This window comes from Ruminococcus sp. OA3 (assembly GCF_022440845.1).
GTDB lineage: Bacteria > Bacillota > Clostridia > Lachnospirales > Lachnospiraceae > Ruminococcus_G.
Genome location: NZ_JAKNTO010000001.1, coordinates 1,906,481 through 1,932,068, shown reverse-complemented (window position 1 = coordinate 1,932,068; position 25,588 = coordinate 1,906,481). Strand labels below are relative to the sequence as shown.

At 45.2% G+C, this 25,588-nt stretch carries 18 protein-coding genes; 7 read left to right on the top strand and 11 right to left on the bottom strand.

All coding sequences use genetic code 11. From position 1 onward, the window contains the following. Positions 1 to 2 precede the first annotated feature (2 nt). Together MCG98_RS08775 and MCG98_RS08770 are read right to left on the bottom strand one after the other, a co-directional pair. A complete protein-coding gene (locus tag MCG98_RS08775) occupies positions 3 to 7,355 on the bottom strand; it encodes a non-ribosomal peptide synthetase (protein WP_240301624.1) in 7,353 nt (2,450 codons plus the stop codon). A gap of 249 nt (positions 7,356 to 7,604) precedes the next feature. Next, positions 7,605 to 7,880 (bottom strand): DUF1294 domain-containing protein, encoded by a 276-nt coding sequence (locus MCG98_RS08770; protein WP_240286136.1) that lies wholly within the window; start codon positions 7,878 to 7,880, stop codon positions 7,605 to 7,607. 83 nt (positions 7,881 to 7,963) lie between these two features. On the opposite strand from MCG98_RS08770, the gene MCG98_RS08765 reads away from it, so the two are divergent. Genes MCG98_RS08765 through MCG98_RS08755 form a run of 3 tightly spaced genes read left to right on the top strand, consistent with a single transcriptional unit; the run spans position 7,964 to position 10,404 of the window. Further along, entirely contained in the window at positions 7,964 to 8,884 is a 921-nt protein-coding gene (locus tag MCG98_RS08765) for a diacylglycerol kinase family protein (RefSeq protein WP_240286138.1), read from the top strand. Between the two features lie 18 nt (positions 8,885 to 8,902). Next, positions 8,903 to 9,757 (top strand): glycerophosphodiester phosphodiesterase, encoded by an 855-nt coding sequence (locus tag MCG98_RS08760; protein ID WP_240286140.1) that lies wholly within the window; start codon positions 8,903 to 8,905, stop codon positions 9,755 to 9,757. Between the two features lie 5 nt (positions 9,758 to 9,762). After that, positions 9,763 to 10,404, top strand: a complete 642-nt coding sequence (locus MCG98_RS08755; RefSeq protein ID WP_263858358.1) for a phosphatase PAP2 family protein — start codon at positions 9,763 to 9,765, stop codon at positions 10,402 to 10,404. Here the strand turns inward: MCG98_RS08755 and MCG98_RS08750 are convergent. Then, entirely contained in the window at positions 10,397 to 11,413 is a 1,017-nt protein-coding gene (locus MCG98_RS08750) for a glycosyltransferase family 2 protein (RefSeq protein ID WP_240286144.1), read from the bottom strand. The genes MCG98_RS08755 and MCG98_RS08750 overlap by 8 nt on opposite strands. Next, positions 11,410 to 12,516 (bottom strand): A/G-specific adenine glycosylase, encoded by a 1,107-nt coding sequence (gene mutY / locus MCG98_RS08745; RefSeq protein WP_240286146.1) that lies wholly within the window; start codon positions 12,514 to 12,516, stop codon positions 11,410 to 11,412. Before mutY ends, MCG98_RS08750 begins: the two co-directional genes overlap by 4 nt. 202 nt (positions 12,517 to 12,718) lie before the next feature. On the opposite strand from mutY, the gene MCG98_RS08740 reads away from it, so the two are divergent. The 3 genes from MCG98_RS08740 (at position 12,719) to MCG98_RS08730 (ending at position 15,843) form a co-directional block, all read left to right on the top strand. After that, complete coding sequence (locus MCG98_RS08740) at positions 12,719 to 13,345, top strand: HAD family hydrolase (protein ID WP_240286148.1); 627 nt, start codon at positions 12,719 to 12,721, stop codon at positions 13,343 to 13,345. A gap of 22 nt (positions 13,346 to 13,367) precedes the next feature. After that, entirely contained in the window at positions 13,368 to 13,934 is a 567-nt protein-coding gene (locus tag MCG98_RS08735; protein ID WP_240286150.1) for a TetR/AcrR family transcriptional regulator, read from the top strand. 139 nt (positions 13,935 to 14,073) lie between these two features. Beyond that, positions 14,074 to 15,843 carry an oleate hydratase gene (locus tag MCG98_RS08730; RefSeq protein WP_240286152.1) on the top strand — a complete coding sequence of 590 codons (1,770 nt, stop codon included), beginning with the start codon at positions 14,074 to 14,076 and terminating at the stop codon, positions 15,841 to 15,843. A 32-nt stretch (positions 15,844 to 15,875) separates the two neighbouring features. On the opposite strand, the gene MCG98_RS08725 is transcribed toward MCG98_RS08730, so the two are convergent. From MCG98_RS08725 to MCG98_RS08705, 5 genes are all read right to left on the bottom strand, one after another. Next, positions 15,876 to 16,748 (bottom strand): phosphatidylserine decarboxylase, encoded by an 873-nt coding sequence (locus MCG98_RS08725; protein WP_240286154.1) that lies wholly within the window; start codon positions 16,746 to 16,748, stop codon positions 15,876 to 15,878. 20 nt (positions 16,749 to 16,768) lie between these two features. Further along, positions 16,769 to 17,446: a CDP-alcohol phosphatidyltransferase family protein gene (locus tag MCG98_RS08720; protein WP_240286170.1), complete on the bottom strand. Its 678-nt coding sequence runs from the start codon at positions 17,444 to 17,446 to the stop codon at positions 16,769 to 16,771. Positions 17,447 to 17,464: 18 nt separating this feature from the next. After that, the gene (locus MCG98_RS08715) at positions 17,465 to 18,499 is read right to left on the bottom strand and encodes a lysylphosphatidylglycerol synthase transmembrane domain-containing protein (RefSeq protein ID WP_240286157.1); all 1,035 of its coding nucleotides are present in this window, start codon (positions 18,497 to 18,499) and stop codon (positions 17,465 to 17,467) included. Then, complete coding sequence (locus MCG98_RS08710; RefSeq protein ID WP_240286158.1) at positions 18,496 to 19,209, bottom strand: phosphatase PAP2 family protein; 714 nt, start codon at positions 19,207 to 19,209, stop codon at positions 18,496 to 18,498. Before MCG98_RS08710 ends, MCG98_RS08715 begins: the two co-directional genes overlap by 4 nt. A 208-nt stretch (positions 19,210 to 19,417) precedes the next feature. Next, positions 19,418 to 21,112, bottom strand: coding sequence for a L,D-transpeptidase family protein (locus MCG98_RS08705; protein ID WP_240286160.1), 1,695 nt, complete (start codon positions 21,110 to 21,112; stop codon positions 19,418 to 19,420). A gap of 713 nt (positions 21,113 to 21,825) precedes the next feature. Here MCG98_RS08705 and MCG98_RS08700 point away from each other — a divergent pair. After that, positions 21,826 to 22,026 (top strand): cold-shock protein, encoded by a 201-nt coding sequence (locus tag MCG98_RS08700; protein ID WP_240286162.1) that lies wholly within the window; start codon positions 21,826 to 21,828, stop codon positions 22,024 to 22,026. Positions 22,027 to 22,145: 119 nt separating this feature from the next. Here the strand turns inward: MCG98_RS08700 and MCG98_RS08695 are convergent, their stop codons facing one another. Continuing rightward, positions 22,146 to 23,486 (bottom strand): glycosyltransferase, encoded by a 1,341-nt coding sequence (locus MCG98_RS08695; RefSeq protein ID WP_240286165.1) that lies wholly within the window; start codon positions 23,484 to 23,486, stop codon positions 22,146 to 22,148. 43 nt (positions 23,487 to 23,529) lie between these two features. Then, a complete protein-coding gene (locus tag MCG98_RS08690; protein WP_240301623.1) occupies positions 23,530 to 25,326 on the bottom strand; it encodes a glycerophosphodiester phosphodiesterase family protein in 1,797 nt (598 codons plus the stop codon). Positions 25,327 to 25,588 lie beyond the last annotated feature (262 nt).

Sequence of the window (25,588 nt, the reverse complement as noted above, 5' to 3'; positions counted from 1 at the left end):
ATTCAATCGTCAAAATTTGTTGCTAATCCGGTAAGCAGTTTCTCATATGCCGGAATCATTTCCGTGAATCCTGCATCTGTCAGCGCTCTCCGGGTCTCAGTACATACCACACGTATCATATTTTTTGACCCTTTCATACGATTCCAGAAATCCAACAGAGGTGCCAGTATCTCACGGTTGGCCTCATCCATTCCATCTGCCAGAATCTGATCAAACTGCTCATCCGGTGCAACCGACAGTTCGGGTACCAGTATCCGTGCCGTCTGCAGCATCGTAGGCGGGTTACTGTTCAGAAGATGGCACGCCGTTAATTTCATCTGACAAAGTGCAAGCACTGCCCTTGCACACCAGTCCACCGGAGTCAGATCAACCGGTATATCCTGCATGGATACAGGAATGCAGCCCAGTTTTTTCACTGCCCGCATCAGAAGAAATGCCGCGTTACTCTGTGGATTTCTCTGAAATACACCGTCCCCCGAACGATTTATGAGCCTGCCAAGTCTGTAGACTCTTGCCTGAAGTCCTTTTTCCACCGCCCTGTACACTTCATGCTCCGCCAGGAATTTGCTCTTGAGATAGATATTATCTTCCCAGTTCTGACCGATATAAAAATCCTGCTCCGAAAAGACAGCTGTCTTATCCGGCTGTTCTTTCAGGTATTCTCCGCTGATACTCGCTGTCGACATATGGTGAAGCACAGCATTGGAACATCTGGCAAGTTCAATGACCGTCCTGGTCCCGCCTACATTTCTTTCCAGAAACTCTGATTCATCTGCAGCATAATGGCGTACATCCGCAGCACAGTGGTAGATCACGCCGATATAATCCGCCAGATTCCGAAATGCATCTTCCGTCATTCCGAAATGCGGCTGTTCCAGATCACCAAAGACAACCCGTATCCGGTCACCTGCACGTAAAACAAATCCTGCGCCAAAATACCAGGTCAGTGCATCGGACAATCTTTTTTTGTCGGCTCCCCTGACCAGACAGAGAACCTGACGGGCACCGCTGCTGATCAGTTCATATAAAAGATGTGCCCCGAAAAATCCGGTCGCGCCTGTCACAAAGATTGCTTTCTGTTCCGGTTTTGGAAGGGGCCCGGCTTTGGGAACCACAGCCGGATAGCACACGTTTTCCTTCCGTCTTGAAACGTGTTCTGTTCCCCGAAACAGTTCCGCCTGCCCGCGCGCCGTCGGATTTTCATAGAACTGAGCCATCGTCATCTCCAGTCCCTCGTTGAAAAAACGGCTCAGAACATTTAAAGCCCCAAGCGAAGTTCCCCCCTGCTCAAAAAATGACCGTTCCGATGACAGGTTTACGCATCCCAGAACTTCACTCCAGATGTGCAGGACTTTTTCCGTCATCCGGTCGTCCTCTCCCGGCTGCTCCATTTCATTCAGTCCCACTGTTTCTTCTTTCAGCCTCTGTTTCAGCGTCAGAATATCTATCTTCCCATTGTCCGTGACAGGAAGTACATCGGCTGTATGAATTCTGGAAGGAACCATATAGGCAGGGACAGACGCACGGAGCCAGTTTTCCATCTGTGCCTCTGAGTGTTCTGCACCTGCTGAGGGAACATAATATGCGCAGAGCTGTGATGACCCATCCGGCTTCTCTGCCGGAAATACCACTGCTGACTCCGTCAGTTTAGATTCCAGCATGACACTCATAATTTCTGTAAGCTCCACTCTCTGCCCGTTGATTTTTACCTGATCATCCTGCCTGCCGAGGAACTCAATGCTTCCATCCGCCCGCATCCGTCCCATATCACCGCTCTTATACATTTTCTGGTCTGCAAAATAAAGGTCCTTAAAAAATGCCTGTTCTGTCAATTCCGGATGCCCGACGTATCCTTCAGAAATCCCTTCTCCCGCAAGATATAACTCACCGTATGCTGTCGGCAGCACCGGCTGCTGTTCCTCATCCAAAAGATATACCCGGTAATTGGGAAGAGGTCTGCCTATGGTTATCGGTTGTCCCGGACGGATCTCTGCCATAGTTGTGCACACGGTCGCTTCCGTTGGCCCGTACATGTTGACCAGCCTGCCATTTGAGCATTCCCGGAATATTTCCACAAATCCCGGATTGAGACTCTCTCCGCCTGCAATCACCAGTTTCAGTTCCTGTGCCGCCTCACGGAATGCCTTGTTGCCAAAACACAGCGCCAGCCTGGAAGCCGTCATCTGAAGAAATTGTACCTGAGCGCATTTCACAAGATCGGCCAGTTTCCATGGAAGCAGCATCTCTTCTTCATCCGCAAGGACGACGTGATTTCCCATTGCAAGCGGAAACAGGCTCTCCACTATGAAAATGTCAAACATCACATTCGCCGTACACAAGACTGCGCCGTCGATGTCTTTCATCACGTGCTTCATATCCTGATATAGATTAGAAACACTGCGGTGACGGATCATGACACCCTTGGGGCGTCCTGTGGAGCCTGAGGTAAAGATCACATGTATCAGGTCCTCACCTGTCACCGGCACATGAATTTCCTGTGGATTCTCTTTAAAATCTTCTGCTTCAAGGCATACGATCCCCGGTACCTCCGAAATCATTTCTCTGCTTTTTTTGTCACACAGAATCCTCCGGACACCCGCAGTTTCTGCCATATAACAGATTCTTTTCTGCGGTAGAGTGGCCTGCACGGGGACGTACGCGCCTCCCGCCATCAAGATTCCCAGCATCCCTGCAAACAGTGCCGGCGTTCTGGCAAACGCAAGACCGATGCGTTCTCCTTTTTCTGCACCTGCAGCCAGCAGTCCTGATGCGATCCTTGCAGCCTGGCTCATCAGCTGCTCATATGTCGTCGTTTTTCCGTGCCAGATCACGGCCGCATGATCCGGCTGAATCTTTGCCATTCCCTGAATGATCTGATGAACAGGCAGATTTGCAAACGGCTGGAACTGATAATTCGGCATTTCCAGCAGCGAGATTCTGTCATTTACCATAAGGAGCGGCAGTTCGCTGATTCTCTCTGCTTTTCCTTTCACAAGCCCTTCGACGATACTCTCCATACATCTGCCATACAGGGCGATCGTTTCTTCTAAAAAGTAAGAAGAAGCGTATTCAAAATGAAGCTCATACTGATCCTGTTCTTTTACGAGTTCGATAAACAGCTCTGTTTTCGTTGTTCCCGTATGAACAGGAAGATAAGTTGCCTCTCCTCCCGCCAGGATCAGTTGTCCCGCATCAAACGGCCGCATGGAAAATGCCGCCTGGTATAGTGGGTTACCCGAAAACGTTCTGGGAAGGTTCAGCGCCGAAATAATGTCCTCGAGGGAGCAGTTCTGATGCTCCAGCATATGATTTACTTCTTCTTTTACTCCCTGGAGATATTTTGCGGGATTCATCGCTTTATGCGGCTCCAGACGCAGCGGCAGTGTGTTGATAAACGGCCCGCAGATTTCTTTCAGCTGCCGATGCAGCCTCATGGAAACCGGAGTCCCGATTATCATCTCGCGCTTTCCGGATATTGCCGAGAGCAGTATTCCATATACTGCCAGAAAAAGCATATAAGGTGAGATTCCCTGCTCCGCACAGAATTCACTGCATTTACCTGAAAGTCCGCTCTGGATCCGGTGAACATAGTACCCCCCTTTAAAATCAAACGCCTTCCGACGTGGAAAATCAGTGGGCAGCATAATCTGCTCCGGCAGCGGTGTCAGGTGTTCCTTCCAGTATGCTTTATCGGCATCCAGGTTCCTGTCTTTCTCCGCAGAAACTGCATATGCAAAATCAAGATAGCTTAATTCACATCTCTTCTGCTCACCCCCCTGATAATACCGTTCCAGCCGCGACATCATGAGCGGTGTACTCATTCCATCTCCAATGATATGGTGGACATCAATCAATAAGATGTTTTCTCCTGCATTATCTTTCAATATCCCGGCTCTCAGGAGCGGCGCCTTTGCCAGGTCAAACGGAACGACAAAAGAACTGCTCACCTCAGTCAGATCTGTACCGCTCAGTATCTGCAGTGAAAATTCCACCTGATCTCTGACACGAGCAAAAACTCCATCCTGGTCCTGTACAAATTCTGTACGGAATAACGGATCCTCTGTGATCAGCCGCTCAAACGCATGTTCCAGTCTGTCGGTATCCACATCTTCCCGTAGCCGGAAAGCGCCCGGCATATGATAGGACAATCCGCCCTCATCCATACGTGTCTGTATATAGATGCCCTGCTGTATCGGCGACAGCGGATAACGTTCCATGGAAGGCGCCGGTTTCAGATGTTCCTGCTGTACCTGGTTCAGGTTTCCCGCGTTTTCTTCTTTGCTTATATACTGTGCCAGTCTCCGTGCCGTTCTGCAGGCATAGAGATCTGATACCCGGAATAACTGTCCGGTCTGCTCTTCGAGCTCACCCAGTACTTCCATGGCATTTAAAGAATTTCCGCCATAAAGAAAATAGTCACTGTCTGCTTTGATCTCCGGCCGTTTTAATACCCTGGAAAACATGGCGGTGATCTGTCTGATCAGTGCGCTGCCCTGCTCGCTTTCAATGCTGTTCCCCATAACCGGTACCGGAAGCCGGCTTTCATCTGTTTTACCGCTTGAAAGCAGCGGCAGCTTTTCCATCCTCACAACAACCGCCGGTATCATATATCTCGGCAGGTAGGACGCTGCAAAAGTCAAAAGTTCAACCTCCGGTATTTCAACATCTGCACAGTAATAAGCTGCCAGCACCATCTGTCCATTTAGATCACATACTTTTGCCGCCGCTTCTTTGACCCCCGGATAGGATGCAATACAGTCTGCAATCTCCTGTGGCTCCACTCTGAGCCCGCGGAGCTTAACCTGACGGTCAAACCTGCCGGCCAGCAGGATTTCTCCATCCTGAGTCCAGCAGGCAGCATCTCCCGTCGCATACATGATTTCCCCTGTCTCAAATGGATTCTCTATAAATTTTTCTCTTGTGAGCTGCTCATCCCCACGGTACCCTCTGCCAACACACAGACCGCCGATATACAGCTCTCCGTATACCCCCGCCGGCAGCGGATTCATCCACGGATCCAGTATATACATCCTGCAGTTGGGCATTGGTTTTCCGATCGTGATCGCCGAAGCGTTTCCCAGCTCTTTGACCGTCACACCCACTGTCGTCTCCGACGGTCCGTACTGGTTATAGATACGGGCACCCGTACAGGTCCTGAGCTGTTTCAAAAGTTCCCCTGGAAAAGCTTCGCCGCCGCACACAATACTTTCCATTGTCCGCATCGCGCAGCAAAACGCCGGTTCTTTTAAAAATGCCGTAAGCCGTGACGGAGTAATGGAAAGGAATCCGACTGCGTACCCACGAATAAGTTCAGCGAGCCTGCGGGGGGATTCCTGTTCCATATCTTTTGGAAGAACTACCGTCCGGCCGTTCAGCAGCGCCGCAGTGCTTTCAATCGTAAATGCGTCAAATCCAGTATTGCATACGGAAAGTACCGCCCCCCGCCCATAGACCGGTGTCATGGCACGGCAGAAATTCAACAGATTCTTCTGAGTGATCTCCACTCCTTTTGGTTCACCTGTGCTTCCTGATGTATAAACAATATACGCAAGATCATCCATCACGGCCTTCCTGCTGTCCGCAGGATGATCCGCCACATTTACCTCATCCGCAAAAATCACCGGGATTTTAACTACATCCGTCATCTGCTCATATATGGCGCGCTGTGTGACAAGAACCCCTGCATCACTTTTCTCCAGAATCATTCGTATCCGCCCTGCAGGGAGTTCGGCAGACAGCAATAAATACGCATTTCCCGAATGCAGGACTCCTGTCAGCGCCGTAAAAAGTGAAAAATCTCTCGGAAGCAGCAGCACCGCAACACCCGCACCTCCTTTAAAAATCTTCTGCAGTTTCGCTGAAAGAACTGCGCCGTGATGATCCAGTTCCTCATAAGTCATTCTTTCACCGCCGCAGATGACTGCTACCCGCTTCGGATAGTCTCTGACATTTTCACTGAACACATCATACAGGCATTTTTCTTCCAGCGTCCTGCCCGTATGATTGAATGTATAAAGTACACGCTCTCTCTCTTCTTTTGAGAGGACCGCAAGCTGATAGATCGGTTTTGACGGACTGCCAAGCGCTTCCTGAAGAATATTTTCCAGATTTTCATGAAGCCGGTAGATCTCGTCCTCTGAAAACAACTGTGTCAGATAATCATAGTCAACCGAATACTGCCTGTGGTCTTCCATATTGCTCAGATGAATGCAGAGCTGCTCCGCCTGATATCCGCTGTAATGCCATCTTCCCTGAAAAGTAACGGAAGCATCCGGGCTTTCATATACCTTGCTGTCCTGGTAAGAGAGCGCGATATGGAACAGCCTGCTGTCTTCTCTTCCATATCTGTCTGCAAGCTCTGCAATATGAGAAAACGGAAATCTCTGATGGCGAAGCATCTCATACCACTGATCCATCAAGGCCTCGTTGAACTGGTCAAGGTTCCAGTCATCGTTGATTTCATTATAAAAGGGTAAGGTATTGACAAACATTCCGGTGCTTTGTTTGTCGATAAAATTAATCCGGTTTACGATCGGTGTACCGATCGTAAACCGGATTGCTCCTCCGATTCTCCGAAAATAAATCGCCAGTGCCATATAAAACACTGCAAATGGCGCCACACGATTCTTGATACAGTATGAGTAGATTGCATGATTCAGTGTCTGCGGCAGCTGAAAACTAAGCCTGCGTCCTACCGGACTGACAGCTGCACTTTTTACAGATTTGATGACCGACGGCTCTCCCGATTGTCTGACTACCTGCTCCCAGTATTCTCTGTCCCGGCTGTATGTTCTGGAAGCCAGATATTTTTCTTCTTCCTCCACATGCTGACGGTAGTCCGGGGCAAATTCAATCTGAGGCTCTCTTTCAGCCAAAAGTTCCAGGTAATACTGCGCGATACGGTTGCACAACAGCATCTGCGACCAGCCATCTGATATGATATGGTGAACCTTAATAAAGACTCCGCCCTCGTTTTCTCCCGAGCGAAATAGAACAAAACGATACAAAGGCATATCAAGCAGAGGAAGTACTTCACGGCTCACCGTAGCCTCCCAGCTTTCAATTCCTTTATCGTTTGTGTGTGTAAAATCGTATATCTCAAAAGCCTGCTCCCTGTAAGGAACGTGATACTGCATCGGCATATCATCCCGCATCGTCAACTGCGTGCGAAGTGATATATCCGCTTCAAGAACCATCTCAATACTTTTCTGCAGAAGCACAAAGTCTACCCGTCCGTGGATACGGACTGTAGTACTGATATTGTTTATCGATGTACCCGCAAACGTGCGCTCCAGATTCCAGATGTTCTGCTGGCTTTGAGAAAGTGGAAATACCAGAATCTTTTCTTCACTCACTGATTGTCCCGCCCTTTTTTCTGTCTAGATTATTATGTCAGAGTAAGTATACCCATGTATTATAGTTATACCTTCTTTTCGTGTTAAAATCAATAAAATTGTCAGAATCTGTCGTTGTTTTTCATAATGCAGCATTCAACTGACTTTTTTATGTCTTTTCAAGCAATTTTGCGTTCAATATCAGCATTTCACGATTTTTTTAACTTCCTCATCACCCAGTTTTCGTTCCTCTTACAGTACATACAACGGTCAGTTGTAAAACTCCATGAAAAAATATACCATCAGCGCTACATGGCAAACCAAAAACACAGGAACGAGTACCGTAAACTTTTTATGCTTCGTCTTATGGCGAAAACCATAAATTCCCAGAAGCGCACCGGCTGATCCCCCGATCACTGCCAGCAGCAGAAGCGTATTTTCTTTCACACGCCACAAACCTTGCCGTGCACGGTGTTTATCCATCCCGTAGGCAAAAAGTGTTATCAGATTTATAATAAGCAGATAGACTGCCAGATATCGAAACATATATTCATCCTTCCATTTTTATAATTAATTCACTTGTCGATTATAGCAGCAGCTGTTAAAATACTTAGAGAGGAGGAACAGCCTTGTACTATTTTATCATTAATCCAAAATCCCGTTCAGACCTGGGCGCGAAAATCTGGAATCAGGTAGAACAGGAATTACAGAAGCGCCGCATAGTCTATCAGGCGTTTCTGACAAAATACCGTGGTCACGCCAAAAAACTGGCACGAGTGCTTTCCGGAACACTGACACCGGACGATATCCTGGCGGCGATCGGCGGGGACGGCACGATCAATGAGATCGTGAGCGGACTGACGCACCCGGAGCAGGTGATCTTTGGATATATTCCCACCGGTTCAGGCAATGATTTTGCGCGTGGTATGGGGCTGGCAAAAGACGTATCCACCGCCCTGCAGGCGATTCTGAAACCACGGGTTATCCGGACAATTGATATTGGCGTCTGTCAGGCATCCGGTAAGGAGCGCCGTTTTGTCATCAGCAGCGGCATTGGCTTTGATGCAGGTATCTGCCATGAAGCGCTGGCTTCCCCGATTAAAGATTTTTTGAACAGATTCGGGCTCGGCAAACTTACATATGCGTCCATTGCACTCAGACATCTGCTGTTTTTTAAGCGATTTGATCTGAAGCTTTCTATGGACGGCGACCGCAGTGTCTCCTTTTACAACGTCTGGTTTCTGGCTGCAATGAATCTGAAATATGAGGGCGGAGGGTTTAAATTCTGTCCTTCTGCCGATTCAGCGGATGGATGCCTGGATCTTATGGTGGTATCAGATATATCGAGGCTTAAGGTACTTCTAATGCTGCCAGCTGCATTTTTCGGAAAGCATATTCACCTCAAAGGGGTGCGTTTTCTAAGATGCCGCAATGCACATATCAGCACCAGTATCAAACGGCCGGTACACCTGGACGGTGAGTCCGGAGGCAGCCTGGACAGCCTGGATATCAGTTGTATCCGTAGGCAGCTAAACGTCATTATCAAATAATCAGGAGGCGGTATTACCATGTTTTTATATTTGCTTCTGCTGTTGTCGGTGTTATCTGTACTGTTGATCCTGTTGCTGGCTTTGATGCCCCGCACAGCCATGCAGCAACAATGCAGTGAATTCTGCGGACTGCTGTTTGCCCACCGCGGGTTATGGTCTGCCGAAGAGGGTATTCCAGAGAACTCACTGGCCGCCTTTTCACGTGCTGTGAACGCGGGTTTTGCTATCGAACTGGATGTACAGCTCACAAAGGATAACAAAGCTGTTGTCTTTCATGACAACTCACTGCGCCGAATGTGCGGCACAGACGGCAGAATTCGTGACTTTACGCATGAACAGCTAAGATCGCTGCGCCTGAACGGCAGCGCTGAGACGATTCCCAGTTTAAGTGAAGTCCTCACTTTGGTGGCAGGTCAGGTTCCCCTGCTCATAGAATTAAAATCTCACCATACCGATACCCAAATCTGCAGCATCGTTACGGAACTCCTGCAGGACTACAGAGGGAAATACTGCATCGAATCATTCAGTCCCTTTATTCTGCACTGGTACAAAAAGAATCGTCCGGGTGTCGTGCGGGGTCAGCTTTCCTGCCGTTTTGATCCTGGCGAAGAACCTCCCGGACCCCTGCTGTTCCTGAGTGAATACCTGATGTTCAACTGGTATGGACGCCCCGACTTTATCGCCTATGAATTTAGCCGCGGCACCCGTCTGTTTGTTCTGAAATTTCTGCGCAAATGCTTTGGCACTCCGGCATTTGCGTGGACGATTCACTCGGAAGCTACTCTTATGAAAAGCCGGAAATATTTTGACTCCGTAATTTTCGACCGCTTTATCCCGGACTGCCCTACACAAAAACTAACGACTAAGGAGTGATTTTCTTGCGTCTGATACGCAAATACAAACACGGCTTTACCATATTGATTTTTGGCATCGTTTACATGTTTTGCTTTGCACAGCTGGAAAAGAGGTCGGTAGAGGATCTTCATATTATCTGCGCACCTCTGAACGATGTGATTCCTTTCTGTGAATATTTTGTCGTCCCGTACATTTTCTGGTTCGTCTATATGTTTGTTGCCATTTTATTTTTTATTTTTGTCAATCCGGACAAACGGGAATACTATCAGATGTTTTTCAGCCTTGCCAGCGGCATGACGCTGTTCCTGATCGTCTCTTACGTTTATCCAAACGGTTTGAATATCAGGCCTGCAGAATTTGCCAATGACAACATCTTCACTGACATTGTACAGCTGCTTTACAGGCATGATACCCCCACAAATGTGCTGCCGAGTATCCATGTTTTCAACTCACTGTGCATCCATCTGGCTCTGGCAAATTCAAAAATGCTGCGGCAGGACCGCTGGCTGAAATGGGCATCCCTGATTCTGACACTCGCCATTATTGCCTCAACGCTATTCCTGAAACAGCATTCTCTCATTGATGTAATTACCGGAATTATCCTGTGTATGATTACATATTTCATTTTCTACAAGAGCAGTCTTGTATCTCGGCTTCCTAGTTGAAGCCGTAGATACGCTGCACGATCTTATAAGCCGTAATCGAAAACCTGCGGCCGCTTTTTCCAGGAAGATTCATCGTCCTTCCGAGCAGCCCATAGCGCAGTTTAAAATATGTTTTTCCATCCGCCGCCTTCAGATACTTCCACAGTTCATTTTTCTTTTCCAGATTTTCTTCTGTTCCCGACCGCAGCAGAATAACAGACGAAACCGTCATAATGATAGACAGCGCATGCATCATATAACTCCTCGCATGTTTATTCAACGACTTCTGCTGCGCCATGCAGTCGATCATCATCCGGTTGACCATCAGCTGCTGATCTACCCTTTTGATCATCACTGACTCATTGACTGACTGGTCTATTCTTCCGATATAGTAACGGTAAAAGTTTACATCTGCATAATACATGTGTTTCACATAGGGAAATGGTATAAACGCAACTAGATTGTCCACATAAAAAGTGTGTTTCGGCAGTTTCAGTCCACATTCGCGCAGCAGCTCCGTCCGGTAGATCAGCGAATGCATCAGGAGATAATGGCTCTTGCCCAAAGGCTTTACTTCATCCCATCCAAATATCCTGCCCTGAGGCAGCGCATTCGGATAACGCATTACCCTCTTATGTTTGGCGCCCACCTTCTCATACACATAATTGCTTATCAGCATATCCAGTGTCTCCGGACCGCCAAGACATCTTTTTAATGCTTCCAGAATCGCTTTATATGCGGATTCACTCACCCAGTCATCACTGTCCACTACTTTAAAATACAGACCTCCTGCATTTGCAAGTCCTGTATTGACAGCCTCTCCGTGACCGCCGTTTTCCTGATGGATCACTTTTATGATGGTGGGATATTTTCTGGCATACTCATCTGCAATTTTCGGCGTATCATCTGTAGAGCCATCATCTACAATGACGATTTCTACCTCATCTCCTCCTTTCAGCAATGATTCTATGCAGGTGCTCATGTACTCCTGTGAGTTATAGCAGGGCACTGTCACTGTCAGCAGTTTCATAGTTTTCCTCCTGTATATTTTCCCTGGCCCAGTCGCATATTCATATATGCCGCGTATGCACCAAATGCGGCGGGCACAGGATATTTTTCTTCAGCATGGCGGATATCCACGAACAACATATCATTATTCTCATCGCCCTCCAATGCGGCAACTTTTACGATGTATCCGATCATCCTCCACTCCACATGCGAAAAGATGTGTTTGGATTGTTCAACGGGAAGGATCCGGAGTGTTGTAAGCTGATATCCTTTCATTCTCTCCAGAACTTCTTCCTCACTAAGATGCCCGTCAAAATTCACGAGTTCATACAGACCCGCCAAGAGTCCTTTGGACGGACGTTTTCTTATCGCAACTTTATCTCCGTCCTGAATGATCAAGACGGTTTTTTCTTCAAGCCGGCGTTCCTTTGCCTTTTTCCTGACTGGAATTTCACCCTGGCGGTTATGGAGCCTGGCACCACACAGCTTTGCGATCGGACATGCCTCACACTTTGCCATTCCATTCGGCACACATACAGTCGCCCCGAGTTCCATCAATGCCTGATTGAATTCTCCGGGGACATCCACCGGCATAATCTTCAAAAGCTCAGACCGGATCTGGTTCTTCACTTTCTGCTTTAAAATATCCTCTACGTTTTCAGTCAGCCGTGATACCACCCGAAGGACATTGCCATCCACAGCTGGAACCGGTATATTATATGCAATTGATGCCACTGCTCCTGCCGTATAATCACCAATTCCAGGAAGTCCCAGCAATTCGTCATAGTCTGCAGGAAGTTTCCCATCATAGAGCTCCACAACCCTCTGTGCAGCTTTCTGTATATTCCGAACGCGGTTATAATACCCCAGACCTTCCCATAATTTTAACAGTTTTGCCTCGTCGCAGCAGGCAACATCCTCAACAGTCGGAAGTGCTGAGATAAATCGCTGAAAATACGGCTTAACCGCCTCTACCCTGGTCTGCTGCAGCATAATTTCTGAAATCCATATATAATATGGGTTTTTCTGTTCCCTCCACGGAAGCACTCGTTTATTTTCCAGGTACCATTCAATCAGGGGCTCAACAATACCCTTTAGTTTTTCTGCATTGTCGTACTCTTTCACAACTGTTCTCCGTCTTCTTTTGATTCAAACACTTTGCGTTCTCATTATAACATGGAGGCTCTGAAAAGGAAAGTCAAATACCCCCGCAGCAGTCGCCAGATGGATATGCAGGCATGCCCGGCTGGCTTGTTGCCCACGGAAATAAAGATTGCAATTTCCATTGATTCTCTTTAAAATAGAATCCAGAATGGGAGGAGAAATTATGACTGACAGCATTATATTAGATGTAGACGGAACGCTATGGGATTCCACGGAAATTGTCGCCAGGGCATGGATGGAAGTGCTGGCAAAAAATACATCTTTAAATCTTACGATCACCCCGGATCTTCTGAAATCTGTGTTTGGCAGAACACTTCCTGATATTGCGGGCATTATATTTTCTGAAGAAACACGTGAACGCCAGCTCGAGCTGATCGACATGTGCTGCAAATACGAACATGAACTGCTCAGAAAATACGGCGCGCCGCTGTATCCCGCCTGGCCCCAGGTCCTAAAGATATTATCCGCACGCTACCCACTGTTTCTTGTCAGTAACTGCGAGGCCGGCTATATCGAAACCTTTCTGGAATGTACCGGTTTCGGCTGCTATATCAAAGACCATTTATGTCCGGGTGATACCGGAAATGCAAAAGCCGACAATATCCGTGAGATCATCCACAGGCATGACTTAAAGTCCCCCGTCTATGTCGGCGATACAGCGGGTGATTACAAGGCTGTAAAAGAGGCAGGTCCGCAGATACCATTTGTGTTTGCCTCCTATGGATTTGGTAAGGTCGAAAATCCGGATTACATCATTCAAAGTCCACTGGACTTAACACACCTTTTTTAACAGGATAACAGGAGGAACGGCAATGTCTCAGACTACGAAAAGGGCTCTTGCGGCATCTCTCAGGAAACTCCTTTCCCTGAAGCCGCTTGATAAGATCACCGTCACAGATATCGCAGAAGACTGCGAAGTCAATCGCCAGACGTTTTACTATCATTTTCAGGATATTTATGATCTGCTCGACTGGTTTTTCCTGAATGAGGCATCCGATGCCCTGGAAGGAAAAAAGACTTATGATACCTGGCAGCAGGGATTTCTGCAGATTTATGAATACGTGCTGGATAATCGCATACTGATCAACCACGTATATAATTCTATAAGCAGGGAGCAGGTGGAACGTTACCTGTACGAAGTCACATACCACCTCCTGATCGATGTGGTGGAAGAAAAATCAGACGGTCTTCCGGTGCGCGAAGAGGATAAGAAGTTCATCGCTGACTTTTATAAATATGCATTCGTTGGCCTGATGCTGGATTGGATCCGCACAGGGATGAAAGACAGTCCTGAGGTCATCATCGGCCGTCTCAGTACTCTGATCCAGGGGGATATTTCAGCTGCACTCAATCGATTCAGCACAAACAGCCGCCTTTAGACATTGATCATTAACTGTATGGTTTTACGACATTAACGCCGCTATGTCAAAAAGTCTGACAAAGCGGCGTTAATGTCTATCGTAATCCTCTGTACACTGTTGTATGATACGCTCATCAACAAAAACGGAGGTATCATTTATGTATTATTCAAACGGCAATTATGAAGCATTTGCCCATCCGGTAAAACCTGATGGTGTAGACAAGAAAAGTGCCTATCTCGTAGGAAGCGGTCTCGCCTCCCTCTCTGCTGCCTGCTTTCTGGTACGTGACGGCCAGATGAAAGGGGAACACATTCATATCCTGGAAGAGCTTTCCCTTCCCGGCGGAGCATGTGACGGTATCAATGATCCCCAGAAAGGATTTGTGATCCGCGGAGGACGCGAGATGGAAAATCATTTCGAATGCCTGTGGGATTTATTCCGTTCCATCCCCTCCATTGAGACAGACGGAATATCCGTACTCGATGAATACTATTGGCTGAACAAGCGTGATCCCAATTACTCTCTGGTACGCGCCACTGTAAACCGCGGGGAAGACGCGCATACCGACGGCAAATTTGCACTGTCAGAAAAGGCATCCATGGAAATCGTCCGTCTGTTCATGACCAGGGATGAGGACCTCTATGATAAAACAATCAACGATGTCTTTGATGAGGAATTCTATTCCTCCAATTTCTGGCTGTACTGGCAGACAATGTTTGCGTTTGAAAAATGGCACAGTGCCCTTGAGATGAAACTTTATATTCAGAGATTCATACATCATATTGGCGGGCTTCCGGATTTTTCAGCACTGAAATTTACAAAATACAACCAGTATGAATCTCTGATTCTTCCAATGATACATTACCTTGAAAAACACAATGTACAGTTCCAGTATGACACGCGCGTAACGAATGTACGGTTTGAATTCAAAGACGGTAAAAAAATAGCTTCCAAAATCCTGTGCATCCACAACGGGGCAGAAGAATGTATTGACTTGATCGAAGACGACCTGGTCTTCGTCACCAACGGCAGCTGCACTGAGAATTCTTCTCTGGGAGATCACGACCATGTACCTGTGATGAATACGGAAAGTGGAGGATGCTGGGAACTCTGGAGAAATATCGCCAGCCAGGACCCTTCTTTTGGAAATCCTGATAAGTTTTGTACAGACACGGAAGCTACAAACTGGGAAAGTGCCACGATTACTACACTGGATGCAAAGATCCCGGAATACATCAAGAAGGTCTGCAAACGTGATCCCTTTTCTGGAAAAGCCGTAACCGGTGGTATTATCACCGTCAAGGATTCTTCCTGGCTTATGAGTTATACGCTGAACAGACAGCCTCATTTTAAAGAACAGCCAAAAGATCAGCTTGTCGTCTGGGTTTACGGTCTTTACACGGATGTCCCGGGCGATTATATCAAAAAGCCACTCAGAGAATGCACCGGTTTCGAAATTACCCAGGAATGGCTTTTCCATCTCGGCGTACCTGTTGAAGATATTCCGGGGCTGGCAAGGGAATCAGCTCGCTGCATTCCCTGCATGATGCCGTATATCACCGCATTCTTCATGCCGCGAACTAAAGGTGACAGGCCCAAAGTAGTTCCTGACGGCTGTGTAAATTTTGCATTCATCGGACAGTTTGCCGATACCGTCCGTGATACTGTATTTACAACGGAATACTCCGTAAGAACCGCAATGGAAGCAGTCTATACGCTGCTCGATGTGGACCGGGGCGTACCGGAAGTTTTTAACTCCTGTTATGATATCCGCATCCTGCTTGATTCTACTTCCAAAATGATGGATGGTAAAAAACTGACCGACCTCACTCTGCCATTCGGTGCACATTTTGTGGAGCGAAGGCTGAGAAAGAAAATATCCGGCACAATCATTGAGGAGCTGTTGGAACGGTATCATTTGATTTAAAGAAAAAAATCCCGGAACCGGGATTTTTTTCTTTATGCCTCTCCTATCCTCTCCCCCATTCTCACGATGGTTTCATAACCTTTTTCGGTATTTTGTATCAGGCGTTCATCAATCTGTACTCCGCCTTTCTGAAACAGAAGAATAATCGTTGAACCGCCAAATTCAAACCTTCCTTTTTCCTGTCCCCGCTTCACCTGACATGCTTCATGATAATTCGTGATCCGCCCGACCATCAGTGCTCCTACCTCCATCATGACAACCGTTCTAAAATGCCGGCTTTTTAAAAGAGAGAATTCCCTGGTGTTCTCTTTATAGATCGGCAGCACATCCCCCGCTGCCGGGTTTACCGTATGAAAGGCACCTGGAATTCTGTAATTTATTGATTTTTGCCCGTCATCAACATAGCAGTAGCGGTGATAATCGTCCACCGTCAGACGAAATACGCAGACCCATCCCCCCTCATAATATTCAGCCAGTCTTTTTGACTGCAGCAGAGAGCTTACCGTATAAAAAGTATTTTTAATGCAGAATCTGCTCTCTTTATTACCCTTTGGCGAGATTGGATACACACTCAGTTTTCCATCGCAAGGACATACCAGTGTTTTCTCAGTTCCCTCTATCGGGCGGTATTCCGGTTTGATTCTCCTGGTAAAAAAATCATTGTAGGAACGATATTGCTGATCCTGGTAGCAGCTCATGTTAATCTGATTCTTTTTGATAAATGGTGTAATCAGGACTTTAGACCACGGCTGTTCAAGAAACCAGCCGCCTGCCTTTGTGATTCCCGGCTGCACCAGAAACTTCAGAATTGCTCTTCCTGTACGGTGCGAATAGATCCACTCCAGCAGCCTGTCCTGTGCAGTTTCTTCGATCTTTACTCTGCCTTTATTATCAATATACTTCATAGATTCACCTCACATCCCTGCTACACGGGATACCTCCTGCACAGCCATGGCCAGCCTGCATGAAGCCTGACCCGATAGTTCGTAAAAATAATCATGATCAGCACTGCGATCCCTACCACAGATACCAGAATTGCCAGTGTGCTGTTCTTAGGTTTCCTGAGCCTGAAATTTACGACAAACAACACCCCAACACCAAGGAGTGCCAGATGCAGGCATATTCTGAAGACCCAGTCCGGTACAAAAAACTGGATCATAAATACCAGTGGAAGAACTACCGCCATAGAAGTAATGGGAAGTCCCCGGTAAAATTTTTCTCCATCTGCTGTCACCAGTGCATCCTTCATCTCCATAACATTAAAATATGCCAGTCTGATCACAGAATTCACACAGTAAAGTATGATGACTGCAATACCTATGGGTCCGCGAACCCCCAGCAGATAACAGATCAATGCAGGAAATGCGCCAAAACAGACAACATCGCACAACGAATCAATCTGTATGCCAAATGCCTTTTCATCTTCTGTCCGGTCTTTCTTGGTACGGGCAATCTTCCCGTCAAACATGTCACACAGTCCGGATATCGCCAGACAGAGAATTGCAGTCTTAAATCGCCCATGAATGGCCTGCGTCATTCCAAATACAGATGATACAAGACTTATGTATGTTAAAACTACTGTATAATTATAGAATCCTATCATTTTTTTCTTTTTCCCCAATCACGTTTTATCTAAAGTCTCCCGCCCAATTGTCAAATGGGCAAATAAGGTCATACCTGCACTGAGCAGCAGCTGTACATAATATGCAATCCCTCTGCTCAAAACCATTCCCGGCAGCAGCAGTCCTGCTGCAAAAATTGTTTTGAAGATAATAAGAAACAGGTTTTCACTGATCCCCATTCCACCAGGCAAAGGCAGCATATCCACTGAGACGGATATCACAGCCTGGAGCATTACAACATCATAAATATGTGCCCCATGAAGCCCCATTGCCTTATATACAAACCATGTGACAAAAAATAATGCAAACCTCTGCAGAAAAGTAATCACCAGCACATTAACAATTACCCTCATATGGCTTCTCAGATACGATGCCGTCGCGTTATACTGATCCATGGAAGCTTCCATTCTCTGTGTACGCTCCGGTCTGCGTTTAAGAATATGAGCACGCTCCAGCATGCCAAGGCATTTCATCACAATATATTTTGCCAGCACCGGATGAAACGCCAGAATGGACATGGCAATGCAGCAAATCACATTAAGAAACACCCCCAGATAAAAGACGGGCAAAATCCCTTCCAGATACCGGTGGACAAATCCTCTCTGAAAGAATGCCACAAAAAGTCCCACCCCCACCAAAACCAGCTTATAGGTTATCGTAACGATCATCAGAACCAGTGTGGAAATCGGAACCGGTATTTTATGCTTCCGCATATAATAGATCTGCATGGGTTGTCCGCCGCTCGCAGACGGCGTTATGGCACTGAAAAAGAATCCCACACATGAATACTGAAAACAGATCCATTTTTTCTCATGAATGTCCAGTGTCCCGAACAGATAATGAATAATAATAGACTCACCCCAGATGAAAAACACGACACCAAACACTCCCGGAAGCAGATACCATGGATTCACCCGCATGATCTCCTTCATCACTTCGTGCAGATCCTCACCCCTGAATACGCTGTAAACCGTCAGTAAAAATACAAGCAGGAGAAATACAGTGTTTATAATCTTTTTCTTTCTGCTTGTCACGATTCACCTTCCTTCCCACAGGTTCTTCTCTGTCTGTATAAATGTTTTTGACTGACCGTATCAAATATCTTCTCCGGATATTTGTAAAGCTGTGTATGGAATGCCAGCCAATAAGTTCCCTCTGCCAGTAAAATCCCGCCCAGTACATCCACGATATAGTGCTGCTTTGTCAGCTGTGTAGAGATGCAGACTGCAACCGCAAAGATACAGGAAAATATACGGTAGCCTCTGTGTATGTTCTTTTGGCCGCGAATCCCGATATAGCAAAACCAGCTCACCAGACAGTGAATCGATGGAAAAAGCCTGGTCGGCTGATCGGCCTGATATATCATCTGAAGAACAGTTACCCATAATCCATCCCCGGTAAGAACCGGTCTTACATTTGTCGTCGGCAGCACCAGATAGATAAGACCGCATACTATTCTGGACATCATATCTGCTGTTGCGAAACGCATACAATGCTCTTTACTCTGTCTCACAATCAGGATGTAATTCGCAATCCAAAATACGTAACACCCCAGATAAATCGCAGCAAATTCCGGCACCACCGGCACTGCCCGGTCCACTGGAAGTGTCAGGTCATAATGTTTCCGTCCCTCAGTCAGATAGTTGACCCCCAGATAAACGGTAAAGTTTACCGCCACACAGGACAACAGAGGCAGAATGGCATAGGACGGCAATATTGATTTTTTTGTCTTGATGTTTTCCATGATGACTTCCCCTTAGCTGTTTATGGTCCATTATAGCAAACTTTTTATCAGTTGTACGGTTTATCCCAGTTTCTTAATGAAATCCTAATAATTTCTTTAGTATTGCTCCATATCCTGCATGATTTTCTGAATTCTCCCAATGCGTTATTTTACTGTAAATCAAAAACCGGCTCTCACAGCGAGAACCGGCTCTTTTCATCCTGTATGCCTATCTTAATGAATACTGTTCTGTATAAAAGCATATGATCGGCACATCTTTCGTTATAATATTGTATATAGCCTGAGCCTTGGAATATGGGAGGTTAATACAGCCATGCGATCCGCCGTTTTTATAGATGGTTCCTCCGAATGAACTCCTCCAGGACGCATCATGAAGACCTATACCTCCATTAAAGGGCATCCAGAAATTAACCGGCGACTCATATGAATAACTTCCGTCCGGCAGTTTATCGCCCCGCAGCACCCTGTCTTTCTGTTTATAAGTCAGGGTAAAGATTCCCGGCGGTGTATATCTGTCTCTTGTCATCTTTCCGGAAACAAATGAACTCTGAACGACGATCTGACCATCCTGGTAATAGTACAGTTCCTGATCTGTCATATTCAGTTCAATATAAGTATTGCCAAATCCGTTATTTTCTGTAGAAACTTCACGGCTTGTATAAACGGGTTCTCTTGCAATCTGATCATTATTAGCTATATTTCGCGTCAGCTCGGCAATTTCCTCAGCCTGATTGATTTTCCAGCCGTAATCTCCCCCTCCTACAGTAATCTCAAGACCACTGGTAGTCGTAAACGGCCGTTCCTTTCCGGCAGTGTCAACCCTGGAGGCCATATCCGCGACATACTCTGCAATCTTCTGCTGCATAACCGCTTCATCTTTATAATAATGACCGTTTTCGTCGATGGAAAGCCAGTCACGTATTGTATTTCCATTCAGCACTTCTTCGCCAGTCGGAAGCTGATAAATAATGCTGGCTGTGGTAAGCGAGTTGAGCTCTTCCACTTGCCTGTTCAGTGTCTCATCATTGCTTCGAACTCCCGGCTGTGCATAGACACCCTGCTCCTCCGCAGAAAGCTCCGTTATGCTTTGAGATACCGCCTCTTTAACCGCGTTAAAAAATGCCTCGGTATCGATGGTGGTTCCTTCCACTTCCGGAACAATTTCAAAATGTCCATTCTGGAATGCAATGTATGCATCCACCGGAGCCTGCATCGCTTCAGCCTGCATACAATCCAGCGCCATCACCTGCTCTCTGAGTGCATTTTCATCATATGTGATATTTTCTGCCACCTTATAATGATCCGGCTCAAAATAACCTTTGATCCACAGCAGTGGATTCTGCTCTTTTTGTGCCTTGTCAACACTTCCATCCGGTGCGTATGAATAGGCTATAGTCTGACCTTCAAAATTCTTTGTCTCATCGCCTCTGAACTTCAGGTCAATTCGGTAATCTTCCACTTTTTTCTTGATAAGCTCCTCTGCCTGGTCCGCAGTCAGCCCTTCACAGTTAATATTGTTGATCGTCGTTCCCGGAAAAAACTTATCACTGTAATTATGGGCATAATACCCATAGACACCGATTCCCGACAGTAACGCCAAAACAAAGAGAACGAGAATGATCTTTCCGGCAATTCCTTTTTTCTTTTTAGGCATATCTTCCTCTTCCTCAAGTGGACCCAAAGATCCAGCATACACCGGAGGCACTTTTATTTCCGGTTTCACTTCCTTTTTCTTTGACTCTTTCACCTTTGGCTCTTTTTTATTCTTCTTTTTTGTCTCTGGATTATCTATCTGTTCCGACACCGGAATATGACCAATGGTGTCCTGAATAATCTTGTCCATCGCCAGATCAATTCTGGATTCCAGGTCGGGTGATGTTTTTTTATCTTCTGCTTCGTTCATCGACATTTTTACTCCAATTTCTCTAAAATTCAATAGATTTTATTATAACATATAATCTGCTTATCTTAAGCATGAATACAAATTCTTTATAATAATTTATATTTCTGTAAAAAAATATCTCTTTTGCCCTACACATATTAGAGACCACATCTCTTCTTTTGGTTGCATTATTTTTAAAAACATCAGGTATCGCTGGAATTTTTGATTTTTTCATATTATAATAGTGATATATCACTAATACAGAAATGAGGTACATAATGGATTACACAAAAACTTATGATTACAAATGCCCAACAGACGCCAGTAAAGTGACTCATACTGTGACGTTTACCAAAAGTACCTGCGACCGCTTTGACGACTCTGTAACTCGCTTTAAGTGCAGCCGTGACTCAAAATGTGCGAAATGTGCGGAAAACTATCGTTAAATCCTCTTACTAATATTTCCTGTTGGCTTATTCCGTATACATTCTGACAGGCTTCATTTTCTGAACAGAAATTTCCGGTGTTTTTATGATACAGATAAATGTAAATGCGTACAATCATATTTCATTTCGTTCTTGACTTCTTTTTATTTCCGTGATATAGTATAGAAGTATTTTTAATAAGTTTTGATTTCGCATATTTTTGTAAGTCATTATTCTATTAATGATTTACAGGGTTATGCGTTTTTTTATTTAATGAAAAATGCAATTATATTTAAGGAGGTATCTTTCATGAATAAAGGTACAGTAAAATGGTTTAATGCAGAAAAAGGTTATGGTTTTATCACAGGAGAAGACGGATCTGACGTATTTGTTCATTTTTCCGGTCTTGCAATGGATGGCTACAAAACATTAGAAGACGGACAGTCAGTTGTTTTCGAAACTACACAGGGAAATCGCGGTTTACAGGCTGTCAATGTACAGGTTGCCTAACGCTTGAAATACTGATGTTTGAATAGCCTGCCATACCGGCAGAGCTTGTGAAGTGAAATAGGCTCTCTGTATAGTAAACAGATTATGTGATAAGCTGTTTCTATGATAGAGAGTCTATTTTATTTCCAAAGATAATCTACGATATTACCCAGATGCATTTTCTGCCACTCATACATGGCTGCAATTTTCTCCTTCGACGATTTCTGCAATTCCCTCAATGTCTCAATTCTCTTCATGGCATTCCCTGTGACAGAGAGCATATCATCTGAAAAACACTTCTGGCCAGTATACTCCTTTCTGGCATATTTCTCTTTTATAACCTCATATCGCTCAACAGCTTTAGCTACGCTATCCTCCCAGGAAAGGTAAAGCATATCCATTGCACATCGACCTGCCCGACTCGTTACTTCTGGATTTTCCTGTATCTTTTTTAATAAAAAATACATTCCCTCTGCATTTTCCTCACACAGAAATCCATTTTTTCCATCTGATATTCCCTCTCCTGCGCAGCTTCCTTTAATCAGTACACTGGCAAGTCCACACGCGGCTGCCTCACGCACTACCAGACCATTTGTATCATAGCTGGAAGGAAATAAGAACAGGTCAGCACGGCAGTACCATGCCCTCAAAACCTCTCTGTCGTAGATTGCCCCCGTAAAATTACATTTATTACCAATTCCTGCTTCCTCTGTATAACGCTCCATTTCTTCTTTATCATTTCCTTCTCCGATCATGATCAACCGAAAATCTTTTCCGCCATCCTGAAGCATACACAGACTGTCGAAGATAATCTTAAGTCCCTTATACCACATCATACGCCCCACAAAAAGATAAACGGGCACATTGGGGGGCAGATCTGCCCCTTCTGTGGCTTTGCTTATACTCTCTTTTGATACGCGTCCCCTTGGAAAATCAACCCCATTTCGCATGATAATGTAATCCCCTTTATAACCCAGAGAACGCAAATTTTCCCCTGCCCCCTCACTGACTGTCCAGACCTCATCACATGCATTAATATTATCCAGAATGAGATTCACAGCCTGCTTCTGTAAAATTTTTGAAGAAACTGTTTTTGCAATATCTACATCAAATTTAGTATGGTATGTAAATACCAACGGCACATCTACACACCTGCGCAGTATACGGGCTAAAACAGTTGACATAAACGGACAGTGACTGTGAATGAGACTCAAATCAGCCTCCTTCAACGCTTTCATTGCACTTACCGAAAAAGGATATCCTGCGCGGTAATTTAACAGTTCAGTAGTATCAAAACTCCGGTAACGAATTACGGGAAACGGAAAATTCCCATCATCAGCATCCGGGTGGTATGGCACCGCAACGTATGCTTTTCCAAAGTTTTTCTGATAACAGGCGGCATAGTTTGTCACTGCATTGGCTACCCCGTCAATCAATGGAGAAAACGAGTCATTCATTAAGCATATGGTACTCTCATTCATCAGGAGTCCTCCTTTATAGTGAGTATTATCAGAATTTATTAATCTAAAAAAATATATCTGCAACTTCATCCATCAGAATATTCTCCTCTGACGTATCTATGATATATCGTACCAGAAGGGGATTATCCGTGATAACACCGTCAGCATCACAACTGAGTACTTTTTTAATACTGTCATTACTGCTGGCCGTCCACCCATACACCATTTTCCCCTGAGCATGTGCCGAAGACACTAATTCTCTCGATAAAAAAGTTGTTTCTACACTATAGCAGTCAATCTGTTTCAGATCGTAGGATTTAGACACAAGCAAAACTGAGATGTACGTTGCTTTTAATTCAGTATTCAATGATTTTACCTGCTGTAGCAAATTAAAGTCCATCGATGCGATGTTACACTGTTTTTCCATATCATATTTCTCAATAAGTTCGAGTGTATCCTCAACAAGGCTTTTCTCATGTCCCGTGACTTTAAGTTCTATCATAAGGTCAATTTTCCCTTTGGCGGCCTTCAGCATATCTTCCAGAGCAGGCACTGGCTCTCCTGCAAATTGGTGGGAATAACAGCTTCCCGCATCCATCTCCTCTACTTGTGTATATTCAGCATCCCAGACATTTAAATCCACCCCGGTAGTTCTTTTAAAATTCGTGTCATGCAGAACGATAAGTGTACCATCATTTAATTGCTGAACATCAATTTCTGCCATATTTGCCCCATCCTCAATAGCCTCATTTAATGCAGCAACCGTATTTTCAGGTGCAAAAGCTGCTCCTGCACGATGTGCAATTACTGCTGCCTTTGAACTATCTGAATAAAAAAACTGTCTCCCCAGTTCCGTATCTCCCATAAAAACAAGCATAACAATTACAGTCAGAACTACCACGGTACGAATCATCAGCCTCTTTATCGTCCATGGCTTCTTTACGGCTCTCGGACGGCTTTCACCTTTGTAACAGTGATATAAAACAATTGTTATTGCACAAAAAAATACAGAAGCAATCGCACCCGTCACAATATTCCAGATACCCGCAAAGGTATTATAATACAATCCAAAATACCATCTACCCTCATTTTCGCCATGAAAATACCTGGCAAGTCCGGCAAGCACACTTACCGCAATCCCCCACGCTACACAGAGCACCGACAAATAAGCAAGAATATATGAAAAAAGTTTTCCAACCGTACGTACCTTTCTTCGTTTTAACAGGTCCAGACTCTTTTTCCATGAACTGCAGAATGTTGAGTTTGTCAGAAGAAGGACAGGAATCCCAAACAGATAAAGAAAAAACAGATAATTGACTAAAATAACTGCCGCCACCAGCAAACATACAGATAACGCGTTATCAGTCATTGCAGTCATTATGAACTCAGGAATCTTGAATTTCCTTAAAAAGACACTTGCAGTCCCCAAAAACGAAAAGGGCATAAAAAATAGCAGAAGAAAGAATGCAACGCGTTTTATCGTAAATATACCCAGGACTTTTATGAATGACGTACGAATCAGATCCCAGACAGTTATCGCTTCTCTATTCCAGCCTCTTTCACAGTATAATGTTAACGCGATTATCTCCACATACAAATATGCTCCCAGAATGAGTCCGACACACGCCAGTATCAAAATTGCAGTCGGGCTGCTGAATAATTCTCCAAAATTCTCCTGACTGAGATGGCTTTCATTGATCAGACCAGGCAGAAAGTAAGTGACTGACCCAAGAAACGGAAAAAAAAAGCTAATCCCCACTATCTTATAAATCAGTTCAAAAGATATCAGCGTACTCCAGTTTTGTACAATAACAGAAAAGACCGTCCGCACTCCCATGTATCTGATTTTACTTTTTGTCATATCCAGCCCTCATACTTTCATACTAAAAAGAGTATTCCTTTATTTATATCTTATCATACTATCCTACCGTGATATCTTTATTTACCTTTAATAACTCTTCTGAAAATAAATCCTCATATCGTGAATCAGTCAAAACCATCGGTTTATACCATTCCGATTCAGGAAGTTTATACCTTCCACTACAGAACTGTCGTTTTGGATTTGTACCGTAGACGCATAGCTCTGCATAGAAAACCTGCATATATATCTATAAACTGATGAA

Excerpts from the sequence above, each read along its gene's own strand:
- MCG98_RS08770 (WP_240286136.1), bottom strand. The coding sequence starts at position 7,880 with ATGTTTCGATATCTGGCAGTCTATCTGCTTATTATAAATCTGATAACA.
- MCG98_RS08760 (WP_240286140.1), top strand. The coding sequence starts at position 8,903 with ATGTTTTTATATTTGCTTCTGCTGTTGTCGGTGTTATCTGTACTGTTG.
- MCG98_RS08750 (WP_240286144.1), bottom strand. The coding sequence starts at position 11,413 with ATGAAACTGCTGACAGTGACAGTGCCCTGCTATAACTCACAGGAGTAC.
- MCG98_RS08740 (WP_240286148.1), top strand. The coding sequence starts at position 12,719 with ATGACTGACAGCATTATATTAGATGTAGACGGAACGCTATGGGATTCC.
- MCG98_RS08735 (WP_240286150.1), top strand. The coding sequence starts at position 13,368 with ATGTCTCAGACTACGAAAAGGGCTCTTGCGGCATCTCTCAGGAAACTC.
- MCG98_RS08730 (WP_240286152.1), top strand. The coding sequence starts at position 14,074 with ATGTATTATTCAAACGGCAATTATGAAGCATTTGCCCATCCGGTAAAA.
- MCG98_RS08725 (WP_240286154.1), bottom strand. The coding sequence starts at position 16,748 with ATGAAGTATATTGATAATAAAGGCAGAGTAAAGATCGAAGAAACTGCA.
- MCG98_RS08720 (WP_240286170.1), bottom strand. The coding sequence starts at position 17,446 with ATGATAGGATTCTATAATTATACAGTAGTTTTAACATACATAAGTCTT.
- MCG98_RS08710 (WP_240286158.1), bottom strand. The coding sequence starts at position 19,209 with ATGGAAAACATCAAGACAAAAAAATCAATATTGCCGTCCTATGCCATT.
- MCG98_RS08705 (WP_240286160.1), bottom strand. The coding sequence starts at position 21,112 with ATGAACGAAGCAGAAGATAAAAAAACATCACCCGACCTGGAATCCAGA.
- MCG98_RS08700 (WP_240286162.1), top strand. The coding sequence starts at position 21,826 with ATGAATAAAGGTACAGTAAAATGGTTTAATGCAGAAAAAGGTTATGGT.
- MCG98_RS08695 (WP_240286165.1), bottom strand. The coding sequence starts at position 23,486 with ATGAATGAGAGTACCATATGCTTAATGAATGACTCGTTTTCTCCATTG.
- MCG98_RS08690 (WP_240301623.1), bottom strand. The coding sequence starts at position 25,326 with ATGACAAAAAGTAAAATCAGATACATGGGAGTGCGGACGGTCTTTTCT.